The 20,765-nt window shown below is 70.8% G+C and carries 22 protein-coding genes; 7 read left to right on the forward strand and 15 right to left on the reverse strand.

What is annotated here, in order from left to right:
• The first annotated feature begins 111 nt into the window (after positions 1–111).
• The 7 genes from dnaG (at position 112) to E1298_RS15135 (ending at position 7,332) form a co-directional block, all read left to right on the forward strand.
• The gene (dnaG, locus tag E1298_RS15105) at positions 112–2,073 is read left to right on the forward strand and encodes a DNA primase (RefSeq protein WP_131893574.1); all 1,962 of its coding nucleotides are present in this window, start codon (positions 112–114) and stop codon (positions 2,071–2,073) included.
• A 71-nt stretch (positions 2,074–2,144) separates the two neighbouring features.
• Complete coding sequence (rpoD, locus tag E1298_RS15110; protein ID WP_131893641.1) at positions 2,145–3,290, forward strand: RNA polymerase sigma factor RpoD; 1,146 nt, start codon at positions 2,145–2,147, stop codon at positions 3,288–3,290.
• A 111-nt stretch (positions 3,291–3,401) separates the two neighbouring features.
• On the forward strand, positions 3,402–4,298 hold the full coding sequence (locus E1298_RS15115) for a tyrosine-type recombinase/integrase (protein ID WP_131893576.1): 897 nt from the start codon (positions 3,402–3,404) through the stop codon (positions 4,296–4,298).
• A 98-nt stretch (positions 4,299–4,396) separates the two neighbouring features.
• Positions 4,397–5,281 carry a Scr1 family TA system antitoxin-like transcriptional regulator gene (locus E1298_RS15120; RefSeq protein ID WP_131893578.1) on the forward strand — a complete coding sequence of 295 codons (885 nt, stop codon included), beginning with the start codon at positions 4,397–4,399 and terminating at the stop codon, positions 5,279–5,281.
• A 38-nt stretch (positions 5,282–5,319) separates the two neighbouring features.
• Positions 5,320–6,075 carry a DUF6879 family protein gene (locus tag E1298_RS50365; RefSeq protein ID WP_243725604.1) on the forward strand — a complete coding sequence of 252 codons (756 nt, stop codon included), beginning with the start codon at positions 5,320–5,322 and terminating at the stop codon, positions 6,073–6,075.
• Positions 6,076–6,225: 150 nt separating this feature from the next.
• Positions 6,226–6,864, forward strand: a complete 639-nt coding sequence (locus E1298_RS15130; RefSeq protein WP_131893580.1) for a hypothetical protein — start codon at positions 6,226–6,228, stop codon at positions 6,862–6,864.
• Between the two features lie 267 nt (positions 6,865–7,131).
• Positions 7,132–7,332, forward strand: a complete 201-nt coding sequence (locus tag E1298_RS15135; protein WP_131893582.1) for a hypothetical protein — start codon at positions 7,132–7,134, stop codon at positions 7,330–7,332.
• Between the two features lie 395 nt (positions 7,333–7,727).
• Here E1298_RS15135 and E1298_RS15140 read toward each other — a convergent pair whose 3' ends face one another.
• The 15 genes from E1298_RS15140 to E1298_RS15215 all read right to left on the reverse strand — a co-directional run bounded on the left by E1298_RS15140 (position 7,728) and on the right by E1298_RS15215 (position 20,755).
• On the reverse strand, positions 7,728–7,976 hold the full coding sequence (locus E1298_RS15140) for a hypothetical protein (protein WP_131893584.1): 249 nt from the start codon (positions 7,974–7,976) through the stop codon (positions 7,728–7,730).
• 12 nt (positions 7,977–7,988) lie between these two features.
• The gene (locus E1298_RS15145) at positions 7,989–8,726 is read right to left on the reverse strand and encodes a peptidoglycan-binding protein (RefSeq protein WP_131893586.1); all 738 of its coding nucleotides are present in this window, start codon (positions 8,724–8,726) and stop codon (positions 7,989–7,991) included.
• Positions 8,726–8,863, reverse strand: coding sequence for a hypothetical protein (locus tag E1298_RS48095; RefSeq protein ID WP_165975471.1), 138 nt, complete (start codon positions 8,861–8,863; stop codon positions 8,726–8,728). Before E1298_RS48095 ends, E1298_RS15145 begins: the two co-directional genes overlap by 1 nt.
• A 541-nt stretch (positions 8,864–9,404) precedes the next feature.
• Positions 9,405–9,722, reverse strand: a complete 318-nt coding sequence (locus E1298_RS15155) for a hypothetical protein (protein WP_131893590.1) — start codon at positions 9,720–9,722, stop codon at positions 9,405–9,407.
• Positions 9,723–9,734: 12 nt separating this feature from the next.
• Complete coding sequence (locus tag E1298_RS15160; RefSeq protein WP_131893592.1) at positions 9,735–10,253, reverse strand: hypothetical protein; 519 nt, start codon at positions 10,251–10,253, stop codon at positions 9,735–9,737.
• A 9-nt stretch (positions 10,254–10,262) separates the two neighbouring features.
• Entirely contained in the window at positions 10,263–13,601 is a 3,339-nt protein-coding gene (locus tag E1298_RS15165) for a hypothetical protein (protein ID WP_131893594.1), read from the reverse strand.
• Positions 13,601–15,967, reverse strand: a complete 2,367-nt coding sequence (locus E1298_RS49495) for a phage tail protein (RefSeq protein ID WP_207944638.1) — start codon at positions 15,965–15,967, stop codon at positions 13,601–13,603. The genes E1298_RS15165 and E1298_RS49495 overlap by 1 nt, the downstream gene beginning before the upstream one ends.
• Positions 15,968–16,132: 165 nt before the next feature.
• Complete coding sequence (locus tag E1298_RS15180) at positions 16,133–16,678, reverse strand: DUF7426 family protein (protein WP_131893596.1); 546 nt, start codon at positions 16,676–16,678, stop codon at positions 16,133–16,135.
• A 1-nt stretch (position 16,679) separates the two neighbouring features.
• Positions 16,680–17,402 (reverse strand): phage tail tube protein, encoded by a 723-nt coding sequence (locus E1298_RS15185; RefSeq protein WP_131893597.1) that lies wholly within the window; start codon positions 17,400–17,402, stop codon positions 16,680–16,682.
• Between the two features lie 14 nt (positions 17,403–17,416).
• Positions 17,417–17,875, reverse strand: coding sequence for a phage tail terminator protein (locus tag E1298_RS15190; RefSeq protein ID WP_131893599.1), 459 nt, complete (start codon positions 17,873–17,875; stop codon positions 17,417–17,419).
• Entirely contained in the window at positions 17,875–18,222 is a 348-nt protein-coding gene (locus tag E1298_RS15195) for a hypothetical protein (RefSeq protein WP_131893601.1), read from the reverse strand. Before E1298_RS15195 ends, E1298_RS15190 begins: the two co-directional genes overlap by 1 nt.
• Complete coding sequence (locus E1298_RS15200) at positions 18,219–18,533, reverse strand: hypothetical protein (protein ID WP_131893603.1); 315 nt, start codon at positions 18,531–18,533, stop codon at positions 18,219–18,221. Before E1298_RS15200 ends, E1298_RS15195 begins: the two co-directional genes overlap by 4 nt.
• Complete coding sequence (locus tag E1298_RS15205) at positions 18,530–19,132, reverse strand: hypothetical protein (RefSeq protein WP_131893605.1); 603 nt, start codon at positions 19,130–19,132, stop codon at positions 18,530–18,532. The genes E1298_RS15200 and E1298_RS15205 overlap by 4 nt, the downstream gene beginning before the upstream one ends.
• Before the next feature lies 1 nt (position 19,133).
• Entirely contained in the window at positions 19,134–19,523 is a 390-nt protein-coding gene (locus E1298_RS15210) for a hypothetical protein (RefSeq protein WP_131893607.1), read from the reverse strand.
• Positions 19,523–20,755, reverse strand: a complete 1,233-nt coding sequence (locus tag E1298_RS15215; protein WP_131893609.1) for an SU10 major capsid protein — start codon at positions 20,753–20,755, stop codon at positions 19,523–19,525. Before E1298_RS15215 ends, E1298_RS15210 begins: the two co-directional genes overlap by 1 nt.
• Between the last annotated feature and the right edge of the window lie 10 nt (positions 20,756–20,765).

Below are 20,765 nucleotides of genomic sequence, written 5' to 3' on the forward strand. Positions count from 1 at the left end.
TTATCGTCGGAAGCGTCAGATGTGTACAAGAGACAGGGCCGTGGCGGGGCGGCGATACCGGTTCCGGTGTGATGCGCCGGATGTCGTGGCGCGGCCGTAGACTCCTTCGTCGTGGCAGGACGGATTCGCAATGAGGACATCGCGCTCGTACGGGAGCGGTCGTCCATCGCCGACGTCATCGGCGAGTACCTCCAGCTGCGCAGCGCCGGTGGCGGCAACCTGAAGGGCCTCTGCCCCTTCCACGACGAGAAGTCGCCCTCGTTCAACGTGACCCCCTCGCGCGGGCTGTACTTCTGCTTCGGCTGCGAGGCGGGCGGCGACGTCATCAAGTTCGTCCAGGAGATCGAGCACCTGACCTTCTCGGACGCGGTGGAGCGGCTGGCGGTGCAGGTCGGCGTCCAGCTGCGCTACGAGGACGGCGGCGGCCGCGCCACCCGGGCGGACGGCGGCCAGCGCGCGCGCCTGATCGAGGCGCACCGCGCCGCCGCCGAGTTCTACACCGGGCAACTCGGCTCGCAGGAGGGCGCGATCGGGCGCAAGTTCCTGTCCGAGCGCGGGTTCGAGGCCGCCGATGCCGCCCACTTCGGCGTGGGGTTCGCGCCCCGCGAGTGGGAGGGCCTCGTCCGGCACCTGCGCGGCCGCGGCTTCGCCGACCGCGACCTGGTCGCCGCCGGGCTGGCCAAGGAGGGCCGGCGCGGCCCGATGGACCGGTTCCGCGGCCGGCTGATGTGGCCGATCCGCGACCTGGGCGGCGACGTCATCGGCTTCGGCGCCCGCCGCCTCTACGAGGACGACGAGGGCCCCAAGTACCTGAACACCCCCGAGACGCCGCTGTTCCACAAGGGCTCGGTGCTGTACGGGGCCGACCTGGCCAAGAAGGAGATCGCCAGGCGCCGGCAGGCCGTGGTGGTCGAGGGCTACACCGACGTGATGGCCTGCCACCTGTCGGGCGTCCAGACGGCCATCGCGACGAGCGGCACGGCGTTCGGCGACGACCACATCAAGATCCTGCGCCGGCTGCTCATGGACCAGGACGAGTTCCGCGGCGAGGTGATCTTCACCTTCGACGGCGACTCGGCCGGGCAGAAGGCGGCGCTGCGGGCGTTCGCCGACGAGCAGAAGTTCGTCACGCAGACGTTCGTGGCCGTCCAGCCCGACGGGCTCGACCCGTGCGACCTGCGGGTCCGGCACGGCGACGCGGCGGTGCGCGATCTGGTGGCCTCTCGGCTGCCGCTGTTCGAGTTCAAGGTGCGCAACGCGATCCAGCAGCACGACCTCGACACCGCCGAGGGACGGCTCGGCGCGCTGGACGCGGCGGCCCCCGTGGTCGCCGCCATCAAGGACCGGGCGCTCCGCCAGATGTACGCCGTCAACCTCGACCGCTGGCTCGGCATCATGGACGAGCAGTTCGTCCTGCGCCGCGTCCGCGACCTGGCGGCCCGCCGGCACGAGCGCGGGCGCGGCGGGCACGGGCAGGTGAGCGGGCCGGGACGTCCCGGGGACGGGCGCCAGGGGAACGGCCGGCAGGGGAGCGGGCCCGGGGACGGGTCCCCGGGCGGCGGCGCCCAGGCGCCCGCCGAGCGGCCCTCCTTCGACCCGAACGACCCGGACGTCCAACGCGAGCGCGAGCTGCTCAAGCTGGCCGTCCAGCGCCCGGCGCTGCTCGGGCCGGGTTTCGACGAGGTCCCGGCGGAGGCGTTCATCGCGCCGCCGCACGCGGCGGTGCGGGCCGTGATCGCGGCGGCGGGCGGCGTGGCGGCGGCGGGCGGTGTCGCGGAGTGGGTCGCGCTGCTGCTGGAGGACGCGCCGAACGAGCAGGTCAGGGATCTGATCACCAGGCTAGGGGTCGAGCCGGTGCGCTCCGCCCAGGAATCGGACGACCGTTATGCCGTGGAACTGCTCGCCCGAATACAGGAACGCCAGCTCACCCGCATGATCGCCGACGCGAAATCTAAACTCGGTCGGCTGAATCCGGTCGAGCGGCCCGACGAGTACAGCCGGCTCTTCGGCGATCTTGTCGCGCTTGAGCAGCAGAGACGGGTGTTGCGGGAGCGAGGGCTTGGGGCCCAGTAAGTCAAGAGTCCTTAAAATAGGTCCTGTGATCTAGCCCCCATTTGACGCAAACTGTCTGCGTGGGCCCTTCGGTGCTGCCTAGCGAGGCGCCATCGGTTGATCAGGTGGCGGACCTCGTCGCACGCGGTAGAGAGCGCGGCGGTGTGACCGTCGACGACGTTGCTGCCGCGCTCGATCGCTCGGACTTGCCGGACGACTCTCTTGAGCGGGTCGTCCGGATGCTCGCAGAGCAGGGGGTAGAGGTCCTCGAATCTCAGCAGGAGACCGAGGACGTCACGCGAGCGGATGAGGGAGACCTCGGCAAGCGGGCGCCGACGAGCGACTTGGTTCGGATCTACCTGAGAGAGATCGGTCGCGTACCGCTACTCACGGCAGAAGATGAGGTAGAACTCGCGAAATCGATCGAGGCGGGGCTCTTCGCGGAGGAGAAGATGGCGCACGTCGCCATCCTCGGCCGCGGCGAGCGCATCGACCTCGAACTGCTCGCCCGCGAAGGTGTGCGGGCGAAGCAACGCCTGATCGAGGCCAACCTGCGGCTGGTGGTCTCGATCGCGAAACGCTATGTGGGCCGGGGAATGCTCTTCCTCGACCTGATCCAGGAGGGAAATCTCGGACTCATCCGTGCGGTCGAGAAGTTCGACTACACGAAGGGGTTCAAGTTCTCCACGTACGCCACCTGGTGGATCCGGCAGGCGATCACCCGCGCGATCGCCGACCAGGCGAGGACCATCAGGATCCCGGTGCACATGGTGGAGACCATCAACAAACTGGTCCGGGTGCAGCGTCAGATGCACCAGGACTTCGGCCGCGAACCCACCCCGGAGGAGATCGGCCTGGAGATGGGCCTGACGCCCGTCCGGGTCGTGGAGATCCAGCGGATCGCCCAGGAGCCGGTGTCGCTGCAGTCGCCGATCGGAGAGGAAGACTCCGACCTCGGCGACTTCATCGAGGACGCGGACGCCGTCGTGCCCATCGAGGCGGCGGCGTTCATCCTCTTGCAGGACCAGCTTGAGGACATCCTGGGCACGCTGTCGGACCGCGAGCAGCGCATCATCCAGCTGCGCTTCGGGCTGACCGACGGCCATCCGCGCACCCTCGAAGAGGTCGGCAGGGAGTTCGGCGTGACGAGGGAGAGGATCCGCCAGATCGAGTCCAAGACGCTCGCGAAGCTGCGCCACCCGTCACGGGCGCAGATGTTGCGCGAGTACCTGGACTGACCGCATTCGCGGAAATCGCCCCCGACCTGCTGATAAGCCGGGTCGGGGGCGATTTGGCTGTTAGCATGCCGTACTCAGTCCAGATACCGCCCGATGCTCACTGGGGCCGCGATGACCTCCGACGAACTGCACTCCCTGCTGGACTCCTGGCTGCTGCACCTGCGCGCGGAGCGCAAGTCCCCCAACACCCTGAAAGCCTACGGTCAGGGCGTCCGCCGCTTTCTCTTGTGGGCTGAGGGTGAAGGGATCGAGCCCGCGCTGACCAGGTCCGTGGTTAACGCATGGATCGCCTCGTTGATCGACGGCGGTGCCGAGGGGGAGACGATCGCCGGATGGCAGGGTGCCGTCCGCCGGTTCTCCGCCTGGCTGGCCGCCGAGGGCGAGCTTGCCACCGACCAGCTCCTCGGCCTCAAGCGCCCGACGGTCGACGTGAAGGTCGTTCCGGAGCTGACCGACGAGCAGATCCGCGCGCTGCTGGCCACCTGCACCCACAAGAACTTCCACGATCGCCGCGACGAGGCGATCATCCGGTTCATGGTGGAGACCATGGTCCGGATCGGCGAGGTCGTCAGCATGGACAAAGACGAGGTCGATCTGTCTACCGGTACCGCCGTCGTGCGTCGCGGGAAGGGCGGCAAGGGACGCCGGGTGCCGTTCGGGCCCCAGACCAGCCGGGCCCTGGACCGGTATCTGCGGCTCCGCAGGGCTCACCGGCTCGCTGACGCCCCGAATCTGTGGCTGGGGGACCGGGGCAAGACTCTCGGCTACGAGGGCGCCTACGCCACGCTCACCCGCCGCGCCGCCCGCGCTGGCCTTCCTGACGACTTCACCCCGCACTGGCTTCGGCACACCGGTGCCGGCCGCTGGCTCGGCGCTGGCGGGTCTGAGGGCGGATTGATGGCGGTCGGCGGATGGGCGCGCCGGGAGATGATCGACCGGTACACGCGGGCCACGTCGGAGAAGCGCGCGGCCGACGAGTCCCGGCGCCTCAACCTTGGGGACTTGTAGTGGCCGGATGGTGTTTCCAACAAGCGCCCCGTTTGTGAAGCGGCAATCTGCGGCAAACCCCCCACGCCAGCGGGGCCACCTGGGTAGAACCTGGAGGCATGCCCGCCCCAATCTCGTCATCGGTACAGGCGGCCCGGCAGCGTCTCGCCGATCAGCTGAAAGAGCTGCGGGAGGACGCCGGGCTGTCCGGCCGTGAGCTCGCGCGGCGCGCTGGCTGGTCAGCCGGGGTCGCGAAAGTGTCGAGGATCGAACATGGGCATCGGCCGATCTCCATCGAGGACCTTCGCAGATGGTGTGAGGCGTGCGGGATATCCGAGCAGCGCACGGCCGAACTGCTCGCTGAACTCCGCGCGGTGGCCACCATGTGGACCACCTACAAGCGGCTGCACCGAGCGGGACTGCGGCGGGCCCAAGAGTCGGTGCGCTCCGACTTCGAGGAGGTGACCCTGCTCCGCTCTTACCAGTCCCGCAGCATCCCCGGCCTGCTCCAGACTGAGGACTACACGCGGGCAGCTCTGGACACCGTCCGCCGTGAGGAGAACCTGGCGTCCGGCGATGCAGATCTTGACGCCGCCGTCGTCGAACGGATGGACCGGCAGGCCGTATTGCGCCGGCCGGGCAAGCGGTTCGTCTACGTCGTCGAGGAGGACGTCCTCTGGTACCGGCCGTATCCCCGCACCGTCCATGCCGACCAGCTCCGCCACCTGCGGGCGGTGGCGACAGGAAGCCTGCCTTCGGTGGTATTCGGGGTGATTCCCCGCACGGTCGATCGGCGCGGGAACCGGCCACGGGAGGCATTCATCATCAATGATGAGGCCCTGGTGACGATCGAGCTGGTCTCGGGATATCTGCGCATCACCACTTCCGACGAGGTCGCGGTCTATGTGAAGGCGTGGAAGGGACTTCAGTCCCTCGCAACTCGCGGACCAGGCGCGGCTGCGTTGATCGACCAGGCCCTTGACGACCTCACTGGGAGCGGGTGAGGGTCGGACAGACATCGCCCAGGAAACAGGAGGCATCCATGCCCGCGGAGGGGCCCATCGACTTCGTCGGCTCAGACGGAGACTCGCCGCAGGACGACTGCGCGGCCGTGTGGCGCGACCCCGTAACCGGAGACTTCCGCTTCCGGGGCCGTCTGACGGACCCGGCGGTCACGTCGCGGCTCAGCAACGACGTCACCCAATCGACCGACGAGGTAGACGTATGGCTGCCCGCGCGCATGGAGGGCGTCATCCGTGAGGCGCTGGACGGCACATACGAGGCGGGCCGACAAGGACCGGGGAGTCCGTCTTTCGAGTTCCTCCTCGACCACACCGAGCGGTCGGCGGTGCACCTGGAAATGCGGGACGGGTACGACGAGGAACCCCACTTCCTGCAATGGCAGCAGACCGGCGACGCCACCGGCTACGACTGGTCACGCTGGATCGGCCTCGTCGGCGCCGCCCGGGAACGCGGCGTGACGTTCCGGCGGCTGCGGATCGTCTCGGAGCCCGTCAGCGACTACATCCGCTGGGAGCACGCCATCAGCTACGGCAACGTCGATGCAGGAGAGGACCTGCGCTGGCTACCCCGGTCGAGGGCGTACGACCTGACACTGCCGGGAGCGGACCTGTGGCTGTTCGACCGGCGGCGCGCACGATTCGGTATCCAGAGGGGCGACGGGTCCCGGGGAACGTACGAGTTCAGCAGTGATCCGCGTGTCGTGCGGCAGGTCATCGCCTCGTTCGAGATGGCCTGGGAGCGGGCGATTCCGCACGAGGAGTACAAGCTGGACTAGCCGCCGAGCGGCGTTGCGGCAAACGGCGGCAAACCTCTGGCCTCGCAGATCCGGCGGGATGGACGCTCTGTGTCATCGACACAGAGCGGCCCAGGGAGCGGTGCGTGAACACCGGGAGATCCAGGGCCTGACCGGATCGGAGGCCCCGCCATGGGCAGCAGCGGAGCAGGCGAGGCGGGCACGAGTGAACGCTTCGACGGCACCGAGCACCCGCACGCCTACCCCAAGCTCTATGAGCTGATGAACGCTTTGCGGCGACGGCGTCTCAGTGTGGAACTGCGAGCCAGTCCGCTGGCGGTGATCGTGACCCGTCCAGACGGTCCCGCGGAAGCGGTTCGGACGGTCACGTGCAAGCCGCGGGTCACCGACGCCGAAAGGATGTGGTTCTTCGACGACGCCACCGGAGAGCCGATCGCCGAGGCCGAGCACATCATCGAAGCCGCCGTGATCATCGCCGGGGACCCGGGCAAGCCGGCCGTCACGCCGTACGGGCCGATGGACGCCCTGTACGCCGCGGTGCGGCGGCGGATCCCGCAGATCAACGCGCGCTGCGAGTCCGTCCCCCAGACCTCATGGCTGGAGGGGGCCAAGGCGACGGGCAACCACCTGCACGTCTCCTACCAGGGCGAGAAACGCAGGATCTCCTGGGACGACGACGCCGAGAGCTACGTGTGGTCGACCGGACCCGACACCGGCGGCCGGTTGTCGGTGGATGTGGAGCAGGCGGCCGAGCGGATCGCGTGGGCGCTCGGCGCGCCGATCTCCGCCGACCCGACCGCGGAGGGATAGGCGGTCCGATGAACGTGGACGCGGCGGAAGCTGGCACGCGCGGGAGCGCCCGCCGCGCCCACCCCGACGTCGCGTAGCCGACGCCCGGTCCTCGGACGGGGGCCGTGAGGCGAGGCTGCGCGACCGGCACGGGCTCCTGGTGGGGAGCCGGGACCCGTGCCCGCCGCCCGGCCGGTACCAGCACAGCCGGCCGGGCGGCCCCACTACGGCGCGACGGCACGCAGCGACCCCCGACGCACGTGCCGCCGCGCCCCACCAGGAGAGGACATGACCACCGGCCCACCCGACCCCCCGGAGGACGGCGGCCTGCAGAAGGCCATCGCCGCCTACCAGCTGCTGATGGACGAGATCGTCCCCGAATCGCAGTACTACCAGGGCAAGCGCGAGAACCCCGAGAGGATCCGCTACCTCGGCGGCATCATCGAGCGCCACGCCGCCCGGGAGCGCGAGCGGCGGCGGACCACCTAGAGCCGGGCGGCGGGCCGGGAGAAGTATGGAAGCGCCCATCCCCGGAATAGGGAGCTAGAACGCGATGAAACGCCCCGCCTCCGAAGAGGCGGGGCGTTTGCGCTTCGTCCCGGGGCTGTAGAGCTACCCGCCGCTCGCTGGACGGACCCCAGCCCCGTTCGGCAAACCCCCGTCGTCTCGCTGATCCCGCCCCGAAGGGCTCGGCCGGGGGGACGACAACCGTTGTCCCCTTGCTCCGCGCCGCGCGGCCACAGGTGCGCTCTGCCTGGCTTCGTCAGGATACAGCGCGGGTCGGACGGGCACCCGCGGGATGACGAAACGGCCCCGCCCTCCCGCGAGGAGGACGGGGACCGCCCGGCTGGGCGGGCTTCCCCACCCGCCCGGTGTCTTCGAGGCTACCGGCGCGCTGGCCAGGGCGTGTATTCCGGCGACTGCCGCGTCAGGCCCGCCGCGAGTAGCACTCGCCCCGCGGCCGGGACGTGGAGCTCGATCCACCGGGACACCAGCCCGTAGACGAGCGTGGCGGCCGGGGTGACGATCGCGTAGACGGCGGTCGGGTCCAGGTCCAGCCCGACCCGGGCCGCCTGGCCGACGATGACGCCCACGAGCAGGGGGACGAGGGTGCGGATCAGGTAGGCGTACATGGCGGTCACTCCTCAGGTCATCGGGGCGGTCCAGGCGGCCGCCCACGTCTTGGGGCCCACGACGCCGTCCACGCCGAGCCCCTTCTCCCGCTGGAAGGCCCGGCACACCGACTCCGACGTCGGGCCGTACGCGCCGTCCACGCCGATGCGCCAGCCGCGTGCGTGCATCTGCCGCTGCCACAGGGTGACGTCGTCGCCGTGCATGACGGGCGGCTGCCTCAGGTACCGGCCTGGCCACTTCGGCGCCTTCGAGCCGGACGCGGGCGGCGAGCTGGACGAGCCGGCGTAAGCCGGGCGCCCGTATCCGGCGATCACCGACGCGTCCCGTACGCGGCGCATGCAGGCGTCGGAGGTGTTGCCCTCGATCGTCTGCACGCGCCCGCCGCCCAGCGCCTTCTCGACCACGCCCACGTGGTCGATGGCCCCGATCGAGTTGGAGGCGCCCCAGTCGAAGAACACGATGTCGCCCGGCTTGGCCGCGTTGACTTCGGCCGTCGTACCGACGTGCCAGCGTCCGGCCTTGCGGAAGTCCTCGGCGTGCCAGACGGTGTACGCGCGGTCCCCGCCGAGCAGCACAGCACCCGCGTTGCCGCTGTGCCGCGCCCAGTAGGTGATGGCCATGTCGCACCAGGAGGCGCGCAGGAAGTCGGCGCCGTGCCTGTTCGCGTACTCGCGGGTCATGACGTTGGGACGCCCGGCGATTCCCAGGGACCGGCGCGCTTCGGCCAGCATCCCCGCCGCGGTGCCCATCAGGCGCTCACCTCCCGGAAGATCCCGGCGCCGTCCGACGGGCCATACAGGCCGCGCAGGACATCCTCCTCGTCCATCTCGGTGGGCCCCGCGTCCGCCGGCGGTTCCGGCGGGATCGGTTCGGTCTGCTCGGTCAAGGTGCCTCCTTGCAATAGGCGGCCTGTACAGGGCCGTCGGTCGTCATCACCGTCCCGGTGACCAGCTGGTAGCCGTCCGGGCACGCCGGCCCAGCCGGACCCTGTTCACCGCGTGGGCCTTGCTCGCCGCGTTCTCCCTGCGGCCCTTGCTCTCCCTGCGGTCCCGGCGCTCCGCTAGAGCCGTCCTTGCCCGGCTGACCGGACGCCCCGGGCGCTCCACTCACCCCCGGACTTCCAGGCGCCCCAGGACGGCCAGAGCCACCGCCGGAACCAGGCGCGCCGGGAGAACCCGCAGACCCGGGAGGCCCTGGCTGTCCGGGGGCCCCGGACGGGCCCGGGGTGGACCCGGGGACAGGGCTTGGGGTGATGTTGTGCTGGCGGAGTTGCTGCTCGTAGGCATCACCGCGGTTCTCGGCCGACTCCAGCCGCGCACTCATGTCGTTGACCTTGGTGACCAGCACGATCGCTAGGATCACCGCCAGCGCCCACACGGCGACGTTCACGACCATGCGCCACCGGGAGGCGAGGTTGGCTCTATTGGTCATTTGCCGCCCCGCAGCGCCAGCAGGATCGTGACCGCGAGCGTGATGACGAAGAACACGCCAGGGACAACGCCGGAGAACAGGGCCTGCCGCCAGTTCGCGCCGCCCTTGTCCATCCGGTCGGCGAGGTCCTTGTCGGCTTCCTTGCGGGCCAGCCGTTCCTCGGCGATGTCGCGTTCGATCTCGGCGAGGCGCCGCTCGATCTCGGTCCGGTCCCTGGTGTACAGGTCGGCGGAGACGACCCGCAGGCCGAGGTCTCGCAGGGCTTCCTCGATGCGGTCCAGGCGCCAGGCGATCGTGGAATTGTCATCGGCCATCTACACCCGCCCTCAGCCGATCCGCTTGACGCGCAGCAGCGACCCGGCGCTGATGCGGGATGCGGTGGCGTTGGTGGTGGCCTGCGCCCATTCCAGCGAGAGGGTCCCGGCGCCCGCCGTGGTGAGGACCGCGGTCTCCCAGATCCGGAACAGGTTGCCGGTGGCGTTGCGGACGCCGGAGTACACGACGGTGGTGGTGAAGCCGTGTACGCCGGTGCGCATGGCGACGTTGTCGGCGTTGCCTTCGGCCGCGGTCGAGCCGGGGCCGATCACCGATTTCAGGCCGGACGCCGCCGCCGGGACCGCCCAGCGGGTCTGGATGTCGGCGGTGGTGGTGCCGCCGGCCAGCAGGTCGAACTCCACCCGGTAGACGGCGGAGGCGTCCAGGGCGATGGTGAGTTCGGGGTCGGCGGAGAAGGTGTTGTTGACGCGGTCGGTGTTGGCGGCCTTGACGATCTCGGTCGGCAGCATGCTGGTCAGGAGCGCGGCGGTGATGCGCTGCCCGGCGGCGATCTGCGGATAGGTCGACACGGCTGCTCCCTAGAGGGCGATGGTCGAGGGCTGCGCGAGCCGGATGTCGATGCCCGCCGCTTGCGCCTTGCTGATCCCGTTCACCGCGCGGGTCACGGTCAGGGACTGGTAGGCGGTGAAGATGTCGAAGCCGGTCGAGGTCGAGTTGGTGTTGCCGGTCTCGCGCCGTGCGATGCAGCCCGCCGAACCGCCCGACGACAGTGCGGCGTCGGTGGTGGTCAGCTCCCACGCGGCGGGTTCGGCGGCGTCGGCGGCCCAGACCTTGGCGCGCAGTGTGGTGCCCAGGGCCTCGGCGCGCAGGATCCGCCAGACGCTGGTGGAGTGGCCGGTCGCGGACGCGACGGAGGTGATGGTGGTGAAGGCCCCGGCGACGCGTTTGCGGGCGATGAGGGTGAGGGTCCCGGCGGTGTTGATCTGGACGCCGAGCCAGTAGTAGTTGCTGGCGTCGGTGTAGCGCAGCAGCACACCCCAGGTGATCGGCGCGCCGGTCGGGGTGAGGGGGGTGTTGGAGTACACCAGGGTGCTCTGCTGCGGCGAGCCGGTGGGGATGACGATGGCGCGTTCGACGCCGGCCGTCGGGGAGGCGATGACTCCGCCGGTGCCGCCCGCGGCGGAGAAGTCGGCGGCCGATCCGGCCGCGACCGTCCACGCCTGCCCGGTGTCAGCGCTGCCCCAGCCGCCGGCGGCGGTGTCGGCGAAGTTGTCCAGGACCTTGTCGCTGGCGGCGGTGGCGGTGACGACTTCGCCGCCGAGGGTCAGGTCGAAGGGGTAGTCGGCGGGGTCGGTGGTCCAGGCGGCGCCGGTCACCAGAACGGGGAGGGTGGTGTCGGTGGCGGTGACCGGGTCCAGGAGCACGGTGCCGTCGGTGTCGACGCGGCCGAGGGTGGTGTTGTCGGCGACCGCGACCCGCCACGGCGAGCCGGGGACGGTGTTGTACTCGATGGTCCAGCGGCGCGGTTCGATGGTCTCGGTGTAGCCGTCGGCGAGCAGGTCGACGGTGCCGGGCGGTTCCCATGCGGGCAGGCCGGACAGGTGGATCCGGGCGCGGATGTCGGCGGCGACCACGGCCGGGGCGAGGTCGTAGTGCTTGTGCAGCTTGAGCCGCACCACCGGGTAGCGGGCTTCGTCGACGGTGCCCAGATGGGCGCGCCATCCGGCTTGGGCGAGGAGCTGGTCGTCGTCGGCCAGGTTGAGGGTGACCGACTCGTTGTAGACGCCGACGCCGTCCGGGGGCGGCTGCGTGGACAGCGGGCCCTGGTCGACGGTGACGCGCGCGGAGGACCCGCCTTCGCGTTCCACGGTCACGTCGTTGCGGGTCGCCTGGTCGTCGTCTACGGGTTCCAGTGGCGCGGCGAGCTGGTCGTGGTAGTCCAGGGTCAGGGCGGGGTCGGTGTTGTAGTCGGCGGCACGGGTCCGGTACCGCAGGCCCAACCCGTCGCGGCGCTCGTACAGGGTGCCGCCGTCGGCGTCGGCGCACTCGCCCAGCAGCTCCAGTAGCTCCTTGGGCTGCTGGGCGCCCATCGGCTCGGAGTCGGCCGCCACGCCGACCAGGTCGGCCGGGACGCCCTCCTCACCGGTCAGGCGCAGGAACCGGGCGCCGGCGGTTTCGCCGCGATGCCCCGACCCGACCGGGACCAGAGCGGCGGCGTAGCCGCGCGACTCGAAGGTATGGGTCGCCACCAGCAGGTGCGACACGGAGCCGGAGTACTCGCCCGGGGCGACGTCGAGGTTGATCCCGATCGACGTCGGAGGGCTGCACACATCGCCCGGCGAGATGCTGGCGGTGTCGAGCTCGCCGTCGACCGCCACCGCGACCTGGTAGTTGGCGCCGTCCTGATCCCCGGTGACCACGATCTGGACCGGGCCGCGGCCGCGGACGTCGGCCGTGCCGTTGGCGCTGACGACGACGCTGCCGGCGGCGTTGGCGCCCTCCAGGATCAGCGTCCCGCTGAGGACCTGCCCGGTGAACAGCGACCAGTAGGAGGCGTTCGAGCCGGGCGTGCGCCACTGCACCACCGGGGACGCGGCGTCGGTGCCCATGTCGGCGGCCAGGTCGAACCAGAACATGATCGTCCACTCGGTGCCCGGGGAGGGTGTGGCGCCGGTGAGGCGGCCGACGTCGCCGACCGACACGCCGCCGCCGGTCCCGCCGGACGGCTCGGCGGAGAACTCCACCGGTCCCAGGGCGCGCAGCGGCGGAACGCCGCCGATCGCGGACGCGGCCTGGGTCGACCCGGCAGAGTCCTCCAGCGGCCAGTACGCCACGATGCGGGCGTCGTCGGCCTGGAAGGTGCCGATCGCCCGCCGCAGGGCGGAGCCGAGCGGCTTGGCGCCCTGCCCGAGGCGCCGCAGGATCCCGGCCGCCTCGATCGTCACCCACACATCGGTGCCGGAGGTGTTCCACTTGATCGGCCAGGACGGGACCTCGCCGGAGAACCGCACGTCCCGGTCGGTGATGGCCGCGTCCCCGGCCACCGTCCACGACCGGCCAGCCGCGTCGGCGAACGCGGTCGTGCCCACGGCCTGGGCGGTGAAGTCGGGGTCGGCGACCACCATGCCGCCGATGCCGTTGCGCAACTCCATCGCGTAGTACCGGCCGGCGACGGGGTCGGCGATGATCTCCCCGACCTGTACCGGGGAGGCCGAGTCGAAGATGGACGTGGTGTCCGCCTGGACGATGGGGGCGCCGAGCTGGGTCCAGGGCCCGGCGATCGACGGCGCGGTGTAGAAGGTCACGGTGTTACCGGACGCGCCGTTGTTGACGTCGAGCGTCGCGCGGACCGCCTGCCTGCCCAGTGCCGGGACGGGCACGGTCGAGGTCGCCAGCAGCAGGTTCGCGCCGGTGCTGGACCAGTAGAGGATCAGTTCGCCGGTGGAGTCCAGCCACAGGACCCACGAGCGCTGCGCGCCCGTCTCGATGTACTTGCCGACCAGGCCGCCGCCGCTGGCGCCGCCGACCCACCGCACCTCGGCCTCGACGCGCACGTCCAGGTCGCCGGTGATGTCCAGCGCCGCGGCGTCGGGGGTGGAAGCGTACGACCCGATGGCGCCGTCGGGGACGGTCAACGCCGGCGCGCCGCCGGTCGGGACCGACACCCGGATCGGGGTGTTGCGCCCGATGCGCCCGTAGTAGGGGCCGAGCGGGTTGCGGGGCGAGTACCGGCCGTCCCGGTTGTTGATCGTCAGCGTGCAGGTCGAGGGGTCGGTGCGCGACCCTTCGTCGCCGCGGCCGCGGGTGATGGTGATCGGGTCGCGGGTGTAGACGTGCCCGTCGGTCTTGATGTTGACCCACTGGTCGCCGAGCTTCAGCTCCACCCACACATCGAGGGCCTCGTCGGGGAACGGCATCAGCGGCCCGTCCCGAACGCGACCTGCACGCTGCCCTGCCCCTTGGTGCGGACGATGCCCCGCATGAACTTCAGGAACGCGCTCTCGGCGCCGGTGAAGTTGATGTCGACCCGGGAGCGGAGCGTGCCCCCGCCGGTGCCGCCACCTCCTGCCGCGCGCCCCGCGCCGGGCCGCTTGAGCCCTGCCGAGCCACCGGCCGCCGCGCCCGCCAGCGCGGTGGACGCCTTGGCGACCAGGCCCTGGTTGTCGTTCATGCCCAGCGCCATGCCCTCGACCACGTTCTTGCCGTACCCAGCGAACAGCTTGCTCGGGGAGTGGATGCCCAGGACGCGCAGCACCGGGCCCGGCACGATGTTGCGGATCAGGTTCCCGATCGAGCGGGCCAGCCATCTCGCCATGGAGACCATCCCGTTCCACAAGCCGATCAGGAGGGACTTGCCCGCGTTGACCAGCAGCTTGCCCATGTTGCCGACCGAGCTGACCACCCAGCCGGGCAGGCGGCGGATCCAGCCGACCACGTTGTTGATGCCGCCCGACACCGCGCGCGGCAGCGTCTGGGTGAAGAACCGGGAGATCCTGCCCCAGTGCGTGATGATCAGGCCGATCGGCCCGAGGAACCCCACCGACGCGGCCTTCTTGATCAGCCCGACGATGAAGTCGAACCCCTTGCCGATCCAGCCTGGGAGGGTCTTGGTGAAGAACTTCACGATCTTGTCCCAGTGGGCGATGATCAATCCGACCGGACCGAAGAAGCCCAGGCTCGCGCCCTTCTTCACGATCCCGATCAGCAAGTCGAAGCCCTTGCGGATCCAGCCGGGGAGGGTCTTGGTGAAGAAGACGACGATCTTGTCCCAGTGCTTGATGATCAGATAGACGGCGCCGATGATCGCGGCGACCAGCAGCACGATCGGCCAGTTCGCCAGGATCCAGAACATCGCCGCCTTGGCGCCCTGGATCAGCGCCTGCGTCCCCATCAGCACCCACGAGCCGATCGTCCGCGTAGCGGCCAGCGCGGCCGAGCCCGCCATCTTCAGGCCCGACAGCGCCACCGAACCCGCGGCCCGCCCCACGGCCAGTGCCAGCCGCCCGGCGCCACGCGCCGCCGTGGCGAACGCCGAGCCCATCCGCGACGCCGCCCGCCGCGTCACCGAGTCGGCGTTGCGCAGGTGACCGGCCACGCCCTTCACGCCCCTGCCTACGCCCCTGCCCATGGCGCCGGCGGCCTTGCCCACCGGGCCCAGGGCCTTGACCAGCGGCCCGAGCCGCGAGGACACGAACCCGATCGCGATCGCCCAGGCCAGCATCTGCGACGCGGTGCCCTGCGTGGGGCCCGGCAACGCCTGGATCAGCTGAAGGATCAGCCCCAGCGGGCCGACCAGCAGCGGCAGGATCTGCACCAGATCGGACGCGGTGTCGTTGATCAGCCGGAAGAACGTGGCCGCCTGCTGCTGCCCCTCGGCCGACTGCGACCAGGCCAGCAGGCCAGCGGTGATCTGCTCGATGGAGGCCAGCAGCCCACCCGACTGACCGGCCCCGGCGTTCTTGAAGATGCTGCCGATCGTCAGAGCGACGTTGCGGCCGATCCGGCCGAGGGTCTTCAGCGCGGTGACACCGCCCGAGATCCACCGGGTGGCCTGCCCGCCGCGGCCCATCCGGCCCAGCCACCGCCCCGTCGCCGCCATCAGCCGGCCCATCGCGTTGCCCGCCCGGCCGAAGCCGCCCAGGCTCGCGCCGGCGAAGTCGCGGATCCCGCGCACCAGCGGCTTGACGCCCTTGGCGGCGCCGTCGATGGCGCGCGCGATGGCCAGCGACAGGTTCTTCATGAACGCCAGCGACCGGCCCTCGCGGGCGACCCCCAGCACCTGGGCGCCGAACCGGCCCATCGACGCGGTCATGGTCGCGATGCCCCGGCCGATCGGGACGCGCATCTCCTTGCCGAACCCGCGCGCCTCCTTGCGCATCGGCGCGAAGAACGCCGACTGCGCTGTGGCCTTCAGCCCGAAGAACGCGCCGCCGAGCTCGCGCACCACCCCGCGCATGGCGGGCGGCATGTCCTTGAGCTGCTTGTTGAACTCCTTCAGATCACCGGAGATCGCCGAGCCGACGGCCTCCGACACCCCGTCCAGCGCCAGGCCGAGCGCGGCTCCGGCGACCTTGGCGGCGATGAACGCGCCCGGCAGCACCGCCACGATCCCCGCGGCGGGCGCCAGCGCGACGCCCAGGTGCGCCGCCGACCCGGCCAGCGCGGCCAGCGACCCCACCTTCCCGACCGCCTGCAGCCCGCTGTGCACGCGGCCGAGCACGCGGCGGAACGGCGAGTCGTCGGCGGAGATGACCGCGACCAGCTCACCCAGTCTCAGCGCCACCGCTCACCCCCTGCTTGTCGTCATCGGGTGCGAAATGGCGGGCCAGGCGCGTGTCAGCCGACAGCAGGCCGCGGATGCGGGCGACCAGCCACCGGAACGTGCGGGCCTTCAGCAGGCCCGGCTCCTCGACGTCGATGCCGTACTCGCTGTGCAGGTCGGCCTCGATCAGGCCCCACTGCTCCCAGACGTCTTGCCACGCGATCCGGGCGCCTTGGTCCGGGTCGTTGAGCGTGAGGCCCTCGTACCACTCGTAGAGGCCCGTGACCGGGTCTTTCTCACCGCGGCCGATGAGGCCCGGCGGGTGTTCCGGTTCGCTCCCGCCGGCGGCTGCCCCGTTGCCGGGGCCACCGCTTCCCCCGCCGCACCGGTCTCCCAGAACCGCTCGGCGGTCTCCTCGTCGAAGTAGATCCAGATCATCGTGGTCATCGAGGCGCGCTTGAGTTCCTCCCAGTCGACGCCGTCGTCGAGCATCTGCTGGTAGGCGTCACCGAGCACCGACTCGTAGGTGCTGAGCTCCTGAGCGTCGTCGAGGAGGTCCTCGTCCAGGTCCATCGGCTGCCCGGATTGGCCGGCCTTGATGCCTGCGTCCATGAGCCGCTGGATCAGCAGGCCGGTCTCGGCGTCCACACCGTTGATCCGGTAGGTGATACCGCCGATCGGCAGGTCGATGTGCGCGCCCTCGGAGAACTCGCGGAGATCCTTGAACGTCACCTCAGACCGCCGGGTTCGCGATCGTGGTGCGCTGCCCCTGGCCCGACAGCTTGGCCGTGACGGTGTCCAGGTCCTTGGTCTCGCCGCCCTCGGGCTCCCAGCTCACCGACGCGAACCCGATGTACGCCTCGGGGCCGCCGTCGCGGTCGTACCAGCGGACCTGCACCGTCCCCGCACTGCCGAACTGGTCGCTGGCCAGCCGGATCTTCTCCTGGCCGGGGTCGTAGTTGCCGGAGGTGACGCCCACCTTGCGCAGCAGCTTGGCCTCCAGCGTCCACTTCAGCGCGGTCTTGGTCTCCGACTCCCACCCGTCGCTGTCGTAGTCGCTGTCGTCCTCCATGTTCGGCTCGACCTGCGGCTTCAGCTCACCCATCGCCCGGACCTGCGTCCACACCGGCACGCCGACCGTGCCGGTGTTGACGTCCAGGCGCCACTTGCGGGCCAGCGTCGACACCAGCGTCTCGTCGCCGGTCAGCGCCTCATAGGTGAAGATCCCCGTCCCGGTGACCGCACCCGGGTTGAGGACGACGTTGACGGCGCCCGCCGCGTGCGCGGGCGTCACCACCCGCATCAGCGTCGGCGACAGCGCCACGAACGACGTCGCGGTGGTACCGCCGACGGTCACGCCGGTGACGGTGGTCAGGTCGGTTCCCGAGATCAGATGCGTCGTGCCGCCCGTGATGGGCCCGGCCGGCGGCGTGATGCCGTTGATCGCGATGGCCATGGTGTTTCTCCTGTTCAGTCGGGCCGGTACACGTTCGGCCGGGACGCGAGGACGTAGTAGTTGCAGGACCGCTCGTAGCGGCCATGGCCGTCGACGCCGAGCCGGGCGGTCGACCGGCGGTAGATCAGCGAGGTGTGCACCGCCGACGGGCCGGATCCGAGGGTGAGCATCCGGGCGCCGTGCAGCACCTCCCACGCCGCGTCCGCGACGTCGTCCACATCGCTGGGGTCACGGGTGCCGCGCGACTGCAGCTGCACCGCCACCGTCACATCCGCCAGGCCCGCGTCCTCGGTGTCGACCTCGACGTAGGCGTCCAGGCTGTAGGCCCGGTCCGGGGTGTTGGGCAGCGACCGCAGTGCCACCGGCGGATGCGGCGGCGAGGCGGGGAACGCGCCGGTCGGATACCAGGACGCGATGTTGTGCGCGGCGAGGTGCTCGGCGAGCCCGGTCAGCAGATCCTCGGTCCAGGCCATCAGCGGCGCAGGAAGTTGCGGACGGTCCGCGACATCACCCGCAGCATGGCGGGCCGCTGCGTCAGCATCGGGATCTCCAGATACTTGCGGCTGCGTCCGGGGTCGTGCTTGTAGTAGGGGTCCTCGTGCTGGCGGACGGCGTTGGGGTCGGAGTAGGACACCGCCGCTTTCCCCGCGGCGTCGGTGGTGACCTGCCCCGACTCCCGTAGCCGCCCTTTCTCCAGCGGGACCCGCCGGTTGGCCTCCTCCAGCAGCAGCTCGGCCGCGGCCTTGCTGCCCAGGCCGGCGCCCCGACGCACCTGGGCGGCTACCCGCTCGCCGTCCCAGTCCAGGCGGAACCGTGTCATTGCACCCTCACTCTCAGATGCCGCAGCCGCGCCGGTACCGCGTGCCGGTGCACCTCCATCGCCGTGCCGGCCGCACCCGAGGGCAGCGTCACCCGTGAACGGGCCGGGCAGTCCGTGTTGAACGGCAGGTACACGGTGGTGGCCGGGTCGACCTCGTGACGGTCCGCCGACCCGTCGCGGCCGCGCTGGTAGGTGTCGGCCTCCTGGACGCGGCAGCGCACCATGACCGGCGGACCGTACAGCGCGCCGTGGGCGCCCTCGCCGGTGAACGGCTCCACCTGGCAGGACTGGGTGAACATCCAGCCGATCACCGGGTGCCGACCATCGCCGCGCCCGTCCCGCCGAACCTGCTACGCAGCCGGTCGCGGGTGCGGTCGGCCAGCTCCATCTCGGTGGCGCCGGACGCCTTGTCGTAGGTGACGGCGTAGTCGCCGAGCCGCTCGGACACGATCCGGTCGACCGCCAGCCCCGACCCGTCGTCCTCGGCCGCAGCGGCCACCAGCGCCGACGCGGTCAGCCGGCACACCAGATCCACCACGTCGGCGGGGACCTCGGCCAGCCCGTGGGTGTAGGTGACCACCGCCGGGACCGGCAGTGGCCCGCACACCCGCCACCCGCACACCCGGAACAGCGCGCCGTCCACCAGCGCCCAATCGGTCCCCTGCACCAAGGCGCCGCCGTCCAGGGTCACGGTCGCGACCGAGATGACCGGCGGCCCCGGCAGCCGCAGCCACTGGCCGTCGTCGCCGAACAGGCTGACGGTCGAGGTGACCCGGGAGATCGGGACCCCGGCCGCGTCCCGCACCGACGCGCTGGCGACGCCCAGGTAGGTTTCGGCGAGGTCCTGGTCGTCCCAGGCGATGGTCCGGGCGTCCAGGTCATCGGTGGTGGCCAGCGGCGCCAGCGTCATCTCAGCCGCCGTACAGCTCGACGAGGTCCGCCTTGGTCATCGCCTCGGCGTCGGCCTCAGACAGCCGCTTGGACTCCTGCGGGCAGTTCACCGCGTAGGCGACCCACTCGGCCTTGGACGCCCGCACGGACGGCGGCTTGGTGGCGGACTCCTCGGCGGGCTCGTCACGCTTCTCGTCGTCATCCTCACCTTCGCCGTCGCCGTTGCTGGCGAGTGGCTCGGCGCCCTCCTCGACGATGCCGAAGACCTCGGGCACCTCGCGGAGCGCGGCGGCGAGGTCCTCGTCGTCGACCTCGGCCCGGTGGTCGACGAAGTCCACCAGTCCGAGCCGAGTACGGATCTGCACCGGCGACCAGGGGAACCGCTCGGCGGGGATCGTGAAGGCCGCCATCAGACGAGCGGGTTGTCGTCGAAGGTGACGCCGGTGAGCTTGCCGTGCGCCTTCTCGTTGCCGTACTTCAGGCCGACCTCGCCGTAGATCTGGAACTTCTCAGCGGCGCCGGCCTTGCCCAGCGGCTCGGTGAACAGGAACCCCTTGCCCGGGATGGGCAGGAACACCGGCGCGCACTCCTCCAGGGACACCACGCTCAGCACGCTGGAGGGCATCCAGCGGTTGAGCATGATGTTCAGGCGACCGAAGTCGGTCTCGATCGTCATGACGTGGACGCCACCGACGTCGCGGGAGGACTCCTGGAACCCCTTGTCGGTGATGAAGATCTTCGTCAGGGCCCGCTTGAGCGACCCGTTCACCATGACGGTGGCGGTGTCGGACATCTGGATTCCGCCGTTCTCCCAGACCGTCTGGAGCAGGTCCAGGACCGCCGCCTCGGTGAGGGCGACGTTCTTGGTGACCACGGCACCGCCGTCGGCGGCGAACGCGATCACGGTGCCGCCCGGCTTGATCGCCAGCTTGAAGGTGTTGGTGGCCTGGTCGCGGACGTAGTAGGTCTGGTTCTCCTTGACCACACCGACCGCGCCGCCGGTCAGCGTGGACAGGGAGACGGCCTGCCCGTTGGCCATGCCGTGCGCGGCGATGGTGAACGTCTCGTCGTCGGCCTCGATCACCGCGGTGCCGACCGCGGCGCCGCCTCCGGCGGTGACGTTGGTGGCGGTGGCCTCCAGGATGCCGCGGGTGCGGCGCGCGGTGGCGTTGGTGGAGGGGTTGTTGAAAGCGCCGACGATGAAGGACCGCTCGATGTCGCGGGCGATCTGCTCCAGATGCCGCTGGGTCTGCCAGTCCAGCTCGCCGGTGACCGGGTTGGTCCCGGAGATCCCGACCGAGCCGGGGTGGCTGGAGCCGGTGGAGTTGAACTGGCCGGTCGCCGCCAGCTTGGTGTAGGTGACCTCCAGGGACTCCTGGTGGATCTCCACCACATTGTTGACGTTGAACCGGACCCGCGCCTCGGCGGTCGGGGCGTTGCCGCCTTCCAGCCGCTGCCGGCCCTCGTCGGCGTCGCGCAGGTCGTAGCCCTGCCACTGGAACAGCGTCGACTCGGCCTGCTCGCCGCCGGTCAGCCCGCCGATCGAGGACAGGAAGGGGGTGTCGGTCGGGGACGCGGCGAACAGCTCGCCGACGTAGTTCGGCAGGTTGAACGTGGTGCCCTGCCCGGTGATGCCCGCCATGGGCCTCTCC

It is taken from the genome of Actinomadura rubrisoli, from assembly GCF_004349215.1.
Classification (GTDB): Bacteria; Actinomycetota; Actinomycetes; order Streptosporangiales; family Streptosporangiaceae; genus Spirillospora; species Spirillospora rubrisoli.